Source organism: Vibrio sp. 378, from assembly GCF_033339435.1.
Map to the genome: position 1 here is coordinate 1 of NZ_JAWOUO010000564.1, position 694 is coordinate 694.

A 694-nucleotide genomic window follows, 5' to 3' on the forward strand; every position below is an offset into this window, starting at 1 on the left:
TGAATAAGTCCATAACTGGGCCCTAATCTTTATTTTGTTGTTTAAACATTTCTGCGATGCCCGCAACAGAGCCCATGAGTCCGGTTGCTTCCAAAGGTAGCATAATGATTTTTCCGTTTTCAGCTTGACCAATACTCTTGAGAGCTTCTGTGTAGCCTTGCGCGATGAAGTAATTAACGGCTTGCATATCGCCTTTTGCGATGGCTTCGGAAACCATGTAAGTCGCTTTTGCTTCCGCTTGAGCAGCACGCTCACGCGCTTCAGCATGGAGGATAGCAGACTGTTTTTCACCTTCTGCTTTTAAAATCTGCGATTGTTTGTGACCTTCTGCTTTGAGGATTTCTGCCTGACGGACACCTTCAGCCTCGAGAATTTCAGCACGTTTATTACGCTCTGCTTTCATCTGAGCGTTCATTGCAGCAGTTAGATCGGCTGGTGGCTGAACATCTTTTATTTCAATACGCGTGACTTTTACACCCCAAGGGTTTGTTGCTTGGTCCACGATCGCTAGCAGCTTGGTATTGATCATGTCACGTTGGCTCAGCATTTCATCGAGTTCCATCGAGCCAAGTACGGTACGAATATTCGTTAGCGTTAGATTACGAATCGCGTGTTCTAAATCGTTTACTTCGTAAGCCGCCTTAGCCGCATCGATAACTTGAACGAAACCAACCGCATCGATCACTACGTTTGC

The 694-nt window shown here is 46.0% G+C and carries 1 protein-coding gene; it reads right to left on the reverse strand.

Annotated elements, in window-relative coordinates; translation table 11 throughout:
* Positions 1 to 22 precede the first annotated feature (22 nt).
* Positions 23 to 694, reverse strand: a 672-nt coding sequence (locus R7Q48_RS27560; RefSeq protein WP_318133454.1) for an SPFH domain-containing protein, incomplete at its 5' end; no start/stop codon positions are given.